We start from the raw sequence: 8,825 nt of genomic DNA on the forward strand, positions 1-8,825 counted from the left end.
GACCCGCCAGCGCGCAGCATGTCGAAATACTTGTCTTGGAAGCCGTCGGGGTTTTCCTCGTAGACCGCGTAAAGCGCGTTCACCAGCCCGTCGCCAAAGGCATAGGCGTAGACATAGAAGGGCGAGTGCACGAAATGCGGGATATAGGCCCAGAACGTGTCATAGCCTTCCATGAAGTCGAAGGCCGGGCCGAGGCTCTCGCCTTGTACCGACATCCACAGCGCGCCGATGTCTTCGGGGGTGAGCTCGCCCTCGCGGCGGGCGGCGTGGAGCTTGCATTCGAAATCGTAGAAGGCGATCTGGCGCACCACGGTGTTGATCATATCCTCGACCTTGCCGGCGAGCAGCACCTTGCGTTCCTGCGGGCTTGCGGCCTTGTCGAGCATCTTGCGGAAGGTGAGCATCTCGCCAAAGACGCTGGCGGTTTCGGCAAGGGTCAGCGGTGTCGAGCTCAGCCATTCGCCCTGATCCGCGGCAAGGCGTTGATGGACGCCGTGGCCGAGTTCATGGGCGAGGGTCATCACGTCGCGCGGCTTGCCGAGATAGTTCAGCATCACATAGGGGTGGACGGTGGTGACGGTGGGATGGGCAAAGGCGCCGGGGGCTTTGCCCGGCTTGACGCCCGCATCGATCCAACCCTTTGAAAAGAAGGGCTCGGCCAGCTCGCCCATGCGCGGATCAAAGGCGTTATAGGCCTCCATCACGATGTCGCGGGCGCTGTCCCAATCGACGGTTTTCTGAAGCTCCATCGGCAGCGGCGCATTGCGGTCCCAGACCTGCATCCGGTCGAGACCGAGCCATTTGCGCTTGAGCTCATAATAGCGGTGGCTGAGCCGCGGGTAGGCGGCGACGACCGCATCGCGCAGCGCTTCGACCACTTCGGCCTCGACATCGTTCGACAGATGCCGCCCGGCCTGGGCGCTCGGCATGTTGCGCCAGCGGTCCATCACTTCCTTTTCCTTGGCGGCGGTGTTGTGCACCCGCGAAAAGATGCGGATATTCTCGCCAAAGACGCGGGCCAGTTCGCGGGTCGCGGCTTCGCGCGTGTCGCGGTCCTGTTCGGTGAGCAGGTTGAGCGTGCCCTCGATGGTCAGCGTCTCGCCCGCCACCTCAAAGGAGAGGCCGGCGATGGTTTCGTCAAAGAGCCGTTCCCAGGCATCGCCAACCACGCCCATGTCATGGAGGAACTTTTCCATCTCATCCGAGAGCTGATGCGGCTTCATTGCGCGGATGCGGTTGAGCGAGGGTTTGTAGCGCGCCAGATCGGCGTTCTCGGCATACATCGCGGTGAGCTTGTCCTCGGAAATGCGGTTGAGCTCGAGGGTGAAGAAGACCAGCGGCGTGGTGTAGGCAGTGATCTTTTCCTGACAATCCGACAGGAACTTGGTGCGCGCCGGATCGGTGGTGAGCTGATAGTAGCGCAGGCTGGCGAAGGACATGATGCGCCCGGCGATGTTCGAGATCTTCTCGTCGCGCACGATGCACTCGAGCAGCCCCGCGGCGTCGAGCGTGTCGAGCTTGCCTTCGTAATCGCGGGCGAACTCGGCGCAGGCGCTCTCGAGCCAGTCAAGATCGCGGATCAGCTCCGGTGCGTCCTCGCCCTTGTAGAGATCGCTCAGGTCCCACTCTGGCAGATGACCAAGATTGTCGGCGCCCCCTTGGGCGTTGGCGTCTCGAACAGGGCGGGGGAAGGAGATCATGACAGGCCTTTCTGTTGCGTGTTGCGCCCAGACATATGCCGCCCCACCCGGCGCGGCAAGGGCGGCGGGCGGATAGCGGCTTGCCAATCAGGCCGGGCCGGGTAGGGTCGGGGCAACATCGAACCATGCGAGGGGGAGCAAGATGCGATTTGCCAGATACGGAGCAGCAGGAGAAGAACGGCCCGCGATGCTCGACGCCGAGGGGCGGCTGCGCGACCTGTCGGGGGTGGTGCCGGATCTTTCGGGCGAGGTGCTGGGGCAATTGCCCAAGGTGAACCCCGAGGCGCTGCCGCTGGTCGAGGGCACGCCGCGCCTGGGCGTGCCGGTGGCAGACATTGGCAAGCTGGTGTGCATCGGGCTCAACTTTTCCGATCATGCCGCCGAGGCGGGGATGCAGCCGCCCTCGGAACCCATCGTCTTCATGAAGGCGACCTCGGCCATCTGCGGGCCCAATGACACGGTCTCGCTGCCGCGCGGCTCGGAGAAATCCGACTGGGAGGTCGAGCTTGGCGTTGTGATCGGACGCCGCGCCAAATATGTGAGCGAGGCCGAGGCCCTGTCCTATGTGGCGGGCTACACCATCGTCAATGATGTCTCGGAACGCGCCTTTCAGACCGAGCGCGGCGGCCAATGGACCAAAGGCAAGAGCTGCGACACATTCGGCCCCATTGGCCCCTGGCTGGTGACGCCTGACGCCTTGGGCGATGTGCAGGATCTCGACATGTCGCTCGATCTCAACGGCACGCGGATGCAGACCGGCAACACGCGCTCGATGATCTTTGGCGTGGCCGAGGTGATTTCCTATCTGAGCCAGATGATGACATTGCATCCGGGCGATGTGATCGCCACCGGCACGCCGCCGGGGGTGGGGATGGGGTTCAAACCGCCGAAATACCTCAAACCGGGCGATGTGATGGAGCTCGAGATTGCCGGGCTTGGCCGTCAGCGTCAGGAGGTGGTGGCCGATAGCTGACCCGCCAGGTCCGCCGGTGGTTCAGGCCGCAGGCCGGTCGAGGTCAAAGGCCTCGGGGGCCTGCATGAACCGGGCGATCATGTCAAAGACCGTCCGGCGGGTCTCGGCATCATCCATCATCACCTCGTGGCGCGCGCCATCGAGCAGCGCCAGATGGCCGCGATCAGACGCCTTGGCCCAGCGCGCCATCATCCGGTGAATATCGGTCGGGTCGACAATATCCTCGGCCGTGCCAAGAAGCGTCAGCCCCGGCAGTTTCGGCGGCGCCATCCGCATCAGGGCGCGACATTCAATGAGCGCCTCATGCAGCCAGCGCAGGCTCGGCCCGCCCAGGCCAAGCTCGGGCTGGGCGCGGGTCTGGTCGATCATGTATTGATACATGTCGCGGTCGCGGGTGAGCTTGTTGCTCTCAAAGGGCTCGCTGAGCACATAGGGCTCGGGCTGGGTGCCCGGCGCATAGACATGGTCGAGCCTGAGCCGCCGACTGCCCCAGCCAAGCGACCAGGCCAGCGGCCGCAGCGCCTGTGCCATGCGGATGCCCCACATCGGCGCAGAGAAAATCGCCCCCGCCACGGGCAGGCCATCCTGCACCGCGCGCAGCGCGATACAGCCGCCCATCGAATGGCCGAGCACATACCACGGGCGCGGCAGGTCGAGCGCCTCGGCCGCCGCCATCACCGCGCGCACGTCACGCTGATAATCGCCAAAGAAATCCACATGGCCCGAGAGCACATCCCCGGCAAGCCGGTCGGCCAGCCCCTGACCGCGCCAATCCACCGCCGCCATGGCAAAGCCTCGGGTGGCGAAATCGCGGGCGGCGCGGCCGTATTTCTCGATATATTCGGTGCGCCCGGGAAAGAGCAGCACGGTGCCCGCCGCATCGGCAGGCACCCAATGTCCGATCCGGATCCGCACCCCGTCTTCCGCCACGAGCCAATGGGCGCGCCCGCCTTCGGGCGCGTCGGCAATCTCGGCAAAGAACGGGGCGGTCTCCATCGCGTGGCTCAGGCCAGAACCGAGCCGAGCTTCATTGCCATGCCCATATCGCCATCAACCGCCAGCTTGCCGGTCATGAAGGCCGCCGTCGGGTCGAGATCGCCGGACATGATCGACTGGAACGTGTCGGCATCGGCGGTGAGGGTGACATCGGCCTCGTCATCGGCGGCGCGGGCGCCGGCCTCGTCGATGATCACGGCGCCTTCGCCTTCGATCACGAATTTCGCCGAACCGTCAAAGCTCTGGCCGTTCATTTTCTCGTTCAGGGCGGCCACGGCCGCAGTGATCACTTCGCTCACGATTCTCTCCTCCAGAGGGGTCGCCGGGGCTAGGATTTCCGGCGGCAGACGTTAAACTGGTCCGAGTTATGAGCCGTCTAACTTATGATCTCAAGAATACCGTTGCGGCATTTGCCGTGACAGTCATGTTTTCCTTACCCGCGATCAGTCAGGACACGGGCCTGACCGGCAACGGGGCGGAGACCAGGCTCGATACGCTATACGCAGAGCTGTCGCAGGCGGAGCCGGCGGAGGCTGCGCGGATTGCCGCCGACATTGCGCTCGAGCTGTCGAAATCCGGCTCGCCCGCGATGGATCTGCTGTTGCGACGCGGTCGGGCGGCGCTCGACCTAGACGATCTGGCGGCGGCAGACGGCCATTTCACTGCGCTCACTGACCATGCGCCGGAGTTTTCCGAGGGCTGGCATCTGCGGGCGGTGACGCGGGCGCGGATGGGGTTGCTTGGCCCGGCTCTGGCCGATCTCGAACATGCGCTGACGCTCGAGCCGCGCCATTTCACCGCACTTTTCAGCCTTGGATCGCTCTTGGAGGAAATGGGGCAGGACGAACTGGCCAGCCGCGCCTATATGGAAGCCAGTAAACTTCACCCCCATGATCCCGACATTCTTGCAGCGCGGGATCGGCTGGGGCATGTCACGGGCGGCACGCGACTCTGATCGCGGCCCGAAATTCCCTCTGACGAGCAGGAGGCGGCGATGGCAGAGCCATCCAGAACCTATGCGGTACTTGGCCCCACCAATACCGGCAAGACCCATTACGCCATCGAGCGTATGCTGGGCTATCCGACCGGGGTGATCGGCCTGCCGCTGCGTCTTCTGGCGCGCGAGGTCTATGAAAAGATCGTGGCGCTGCGCGGGCCTTCGGTGGTGGCGCTGGTCACCGGCGAGGAACGGATCGTGCCGCCGCGCACCAAATACTGGGTCTGCACGGTCGAGGCGATGCCGCAAGGCCTTGGCGCCGATTTCGTCGCGGTGGATGAAATCCAGCTCTGCGCCGATCCCGAACGCGGTCATGTCTTCACCGACCGGCTCTTGCATATGCGCGGCCAGAAAGAGACGCAGTTTCTCGGCGCCGCCACCATGCGCGGGGTGATTGCGGAACTGGTGCCGGGGGTGAGCTTTCTGACCCGCGAACGCCTGTCACAGCTCGCCTATACCGGGCCCAAGAAGCTCGCGAAAATGCCCGGGCGCAGCGCCATCGTCGGCTTTTCGGTCGATAACGTCTATGCCATTGCCGAGCTTTTGCGCCGTCAAAAGGGCGGGGCGGCGGTGGTCATGGGCGCGCTCAGCCCGCGCACCCGCAACGCGCAGGTCGAGCTCTATCAAAACGGCGATGTCGATTACCTCGTGGCGACCGATGCCATCGGCATGGGGCTCAATCTCGATGTGGATCACGTGGCGTTTTCGTCGCTGACCAAGTTCGACGGGCGGCGGATGCGGATGCTCGCGCCGAATGAGCTGGCGCAGATTGCCGGGCGCGCCGGGCGCGGCATGCGCCATGGCACCTTTGGCGTCACCGGCGAGGCGCCCGAGATGTCCGACGAGGTGGTCGAGGCGATCACCAACCATCGCTTCGCGCCGATCTCGCGGCTCGAATGGCGCAACTCGGATCTGCGATTCGGCACGGTCGACGCGCTTCTCGCCGCGCTTGAGCAGAAACCCGCCACGCCGCGTTTGGGGCGCAGTCGCGATACCGACGATTTACAGTCGCTTCGCAGCCTGTCGCAAATCCCCGCCATTCGCGACCGTCTCGGCGATGCGACACGGGTCAAACTGCTCTGGGATGTGTGCCGTATCCCCGATTTTCGCGGCATCAGCCCCGCCGAGCATGTCTCGCTTTTGGAAACAATCTTTACGGATCTGACGTCATTGGGTCGGATTCCGGATGATTGGCTGGCCCGCCAGGTGAAAAGGCTGGACCGAAGTGACGGAGATATCGACACATTGTCGAAACGTCTCGCCTTTATCCGTACCTGGACTTATGTTGCGCAGCGAAACGGCTGGGTGGATGACGAAACGCATTGGCGCGATGTCACCCGCGCGGTAGAAGATCGCCTGTCGGATGCCCTGCACGGGGCCCTGACGCAAAGATTTGTGGACCGGCGCACCTCAGTGCTGTTGCGCCGGCTCAAGCAGAAGGAGGCCGTTGTGGCCGAAGTGAATGATAGTGGTGAAGTGACGGTCGAAGGCGAATTCGCAGGCCGTCTGGAAGGGTTCCGTTTTATCCGTGACAAGGCGGCAAGCGGCCCCGAGGCAAAGGCGCTGGATCAGGCCAGCCTACAGGCGCTGGCGCCGCATTTTCACCTCAAGGCGGATCGTTTCTACAACGCCCCCGATACCGAGATCGACTTTACCGAACAGGGCGGCCTGATGTGGGGCTCCGACGCGGTGGGCAAGCTTGTCAAAGGCGCCGACCCGTTGAAACCCACGGTCAAGGCCTTCGTCGATGACGAGGCGGGCGACGACGTGGCGCAGAAGGTGCAACGCCGGTTGCAGCATTTCATCGACCGCAAGATCGCCACGCTGTTCGAGCCGCTGCTGGCCCTGCAGAATGACGAGACCCTGACCGGCATGGCGCGCGGTTTCGGCTTTCAGATGGTCGAAGCGCTCGGCGTGTTGCCGCGCGGCGATGTGGCCGAGGATGTGAAATCCCTCGATCAAGAAGCGCGCGGCATGCTGCGCAAACATGGCATCCGCTTTGGCCAGTTCACCATTTTCATGCCGCTGCTGCTCAAACCCGCGCCGACGCGTCTGCGTCTGGTGCTCTGGTCGCTGCAACAGGACCTCGACGAATTCCCCGAATCGCCGCCGCCGGGTCTGGTGACGGTTCCCGCGCGCTCGGTCCCCGTGCCGCAGGGCTATTTCACCATGGCCGGCTATCGCGCCGCAGGGGAACGGGCGATCCGCATCGACATGCTCGAACGGCTGGCCGACATGCTGCGCGGTGCCGACAGCCGGGGCGGGTTTGAAGCCACGCCCGACATGCTGTCGATCACCGGCATGACGCTCGAACAATTCGCCGATCTGATGCAGGGTCTGGGCTATCGCGCTGAGCGGGGCGAGCGGGACAAGGCCCGCGCCGCCGCCGATGCCGCTCAGAGCGCCGCAGAGGCCGCACAGGCCCCTGAGGCCGCCGCAGAGACCAAAGACGCCCCTGAGGCCGCAACAGAGGCCACAGAGGCCCCTGAGGCCACGGCAGAGCCGGTTGAGGCCATCCCGGCCGATGCCAGCCCGGTGACCCCGGTCGAAGGCGAGGTCGAGGCGATCAAGGACACGCAAGAGGCCGCAGGCGACGCGGCGGCCACTGACGATGGCGCTGCCAAAGAGCCGGAAATCGAGGTCTTCTACACCTTCACCTGGGTCGGCCGTGGCAACCGTCAGAACGCCCGTCAGGGTCAGCGCCAGGGCCAAGGCCAGCGTCAAGGTCAAGGCCAAGGCCAGCGCCAAGGCGGTCAACAGGCCCGTGGCAAGGATGGCGAGGCCCGTGGCAAGGGTCGTGGCCCGCGCAAGCCGGGTGGCAAGCCTGAAAACAAAGGCCCGCGCAAATTCTCGGCCAAGCCCGAGAAATCCGGCAAGATCGACCCGGACAACCCTTTCGCGGCGGCCCTGATGGGCCTGCGCGACAAGAGCTGACGGATCGGGGCATCGGTGTCGCAGGACACTGCTCCGCCAAAGCTGCGACTGGACAAATGGCTCTGGCACGCGCGTCTGTTCAAGACGCGCGGGCTGGCCGCCCAGATGGTCGAGGGCGGCAAGGTCCGGCTCAATTCCCGCAAGATCAACAAACCGGCCCAGGCGGTGCGGTCGGGCGATGTGCTCACCGTGACGCTGCCCGGCGGCGTCCGGGTGTTGCGGGTGCTGGGCCTGGGCACGCGGCGCGGTCCGGCCAGCGAAGCCCAGCAATTATACGAAGAAATTCCCTGATCCCGGCCCGTCGTGGAACACTGTCCCGCGACATGAGGTCAGCAGCGCGGGCTGTCCCAAAAAGGGGCAGGGCGCTTGATTGATCCGGACGGCTGATTTAGATGGGCTGAACTGATCAAGCGTGGAAGGTGTCATGACCTATATCGTCACTGATAACTGTATTGCCTGCAAATACACCGATTGCGTGGAAGTTTGCCCCGTGGACTGCTTCTATGAAGGCGAGAACATGCTGGTCATTCATCCCGATGAATGCATCGATTGCGGCGTCTGCGAGCCGGAATGCCCCGCCGACGCGATCCGCCCCGATACCGAGCCGGATATGGAGGAATGGGTCGAGTTCAACCGCAAATACTCCGAGATGTGGCCGGTGATCATCACCAAGAAGGACCAGCTTCCCGAAGCCGAAGAGCGCGACGGCGAAGAGGGCAAGCTCGCCAAATACTTCTCCGAGAAGGCCGGCGAGGGCGGCTGAGCCCGCTTCGGCGGATTGGCGGCTGATCGTCGGTTGAGCACGGGCGCGGGGGGTGATTCGTTTCCCTCGGCTTGTAGCGCGGGAATTGGCGCCTATATTTGGCGTAAATCCCTGATGCAAATATGGTAATTTGCCATCTGTACCGGCCCCGCTTCCGAAGGGGCTAATTTTGTGTTATGATATCGTCACAAATGTAGACAGACGCCTGACATAAACCCACCCGCCCGCTTCGCTCACGGGGGTGGTTTCTTTGCGACATAGCTCTTCACGGTCCGGGCAGGATGTCCGGGATGTGGCTTGTGTGTCCAAGACAGTCGGAGCCATGCGAGGAAAGCTGAATGAGTAAATCGAAGAAATCCGAGTTTCGCCCCAACGATTATGTCGTCTACCCGGCGCATGGCGTCGGGCAGATCGTTTCGATAGAGGAGCAGGAGATTGCCGGCATCGAGCTCGAGCTCTTTG

The 8,825-nt window shown here is 63.9% G+C and carries 9 protein-coding genes; 6 read left to right on the plus strand and 3 right to left on the minus strand.

Annotated features, from left to right (window positions below; translation table 11 throughout):
* On the minus strand, positions 1 to 1,700 hold a 1,700-nt coding region (locus ISM_RS00015; RefSeq protein ID WP_009812033.1), incomplete at its 3' end, for a M3 family oligoendopeptidase.
* Between the two features lie 142 nt (positions 1,701 to 1,842).
* Here ISM_RS00015 and ISM_RS00020 point away from each other — a divergent pair.
* Entirely contained in the window at positions 1,843 to 2,673 is an 831-nt protein-coding gene (locus ISM_RS00020) for a fumarylacetoacetate hydrolase family protein (RefSeq protein WP_009812034.1), read from the plus strand.
* A gap of 21 nt (positions 2,674 to 2,694) precedes the next feature.
* Here ISM_RS00020 and ISM_RS00025 read toward each other — a convergent pair whose 3' ends face one another.
* Both ISM_RS00025 and ISM_RS00030 read right to left on the minus strand, forming a co-directional pair.
* The gene (locus ISM_RS00025; RefSeq protein WP_009812035.1) at positions 2,695 to 3,669 is read right to left on the minus strand and encodes an alpha/beta fold hydrolase; all 975 of its coding nucleotides are present in this window, start codon (positions 3,667 to 3,669) and stop codon (positions 2,695 to 2,697) included.
* 8 nt (positions 3,670 to 3,677) lie between these two features.
* The gene (locus tag ISM_RS00030) at positions 3,678 to 3,968 is read right to left on the minus strand and encodes an SCP2 sterol-binding domain-containing protein (protein ID WP_009812036.1); all 291 of its coding nucleotides are present in this window, start codon (positions 3,966 to 3,968) and stop codon (positions 3,678 to 3,680) included.
* Positions 3,969 to 4,036: 68 nt separating this feature from the next.
* Here ISM_RS00030 and ISM_RS00035 point away from each other — a divergent pair, with 68 nt between their 5' ends.
* The 5 genes from ISM_RS00035 to ISM_RS00055 form a co-directional block, all read left to right on the plus strand.
* On the plus strand, positions 4,037 to 4,624 hold the full coding sequence (locus ISM_RS00035; protein WP_040617717.1) for a tetratricopeptide repeat protein: 588 nt from the start codon (positions 4,037 to 4,039) through the stop codon (positions 4,622 to 4,624).
* A gap of 39 nt (positions 4,625 to 4,663) precedes the next feature.
* Positions 4,664 to 7,600, plus strand: a complete 2,937-nt coding sequence (locus tag ISM_RS00040; protein ID WP_040617718.1) for a helicase-related protein — start codon at positions 4,664 to 4,666, stop codon at positions 7,598 to 7,600.
* Between the two features lie 15 nt (positions 7,601 to 7,615).
* Complete coding sequence (locus ISM_RS00045) at positions 7,616 to 7,891, plus strand: RNA-binding S4 domain-containing protein (protein ID WP_009812039.1); 276 nt, start codon at positions 7,616 to 7,618, stop codon at positions 7,889 to 7,891.
* Positions 7,892 to 8,024: 133 nt separating this feature from the next.
* A complete protein-coding gene (gene fdxA, locus ISM_RS00050; RefSeq protein ID WP_009812040.1) occupies positions 8,025 to 8,363 on the plus strand; it encodes a ferredoxin FdxA in 339 nt (112 codons plus the stop codon).
* 338 nt (positions 8,364 to 8,701) lie between these two features.
* The coding region (locus ISM_RS00055) for a CarD family transcriptional regulator (protein WP_009812041.1) at positions 8,702 to 8,825 on the plus strand (124 nt) is incomplete at its 3' end.

It is taken from the genome of Roseovarius nubinhibens ISM, from assembly GCF_000152625.1.
In the GTDB taxonomy this organism is placed as follows: domain Bacteria; phylum Pseudomonadota; class Alphaproteobacteria; order Rhodobacterales; family Rhodobacteraceae; genus Roseovarius; species Roseovarius nubinhibens.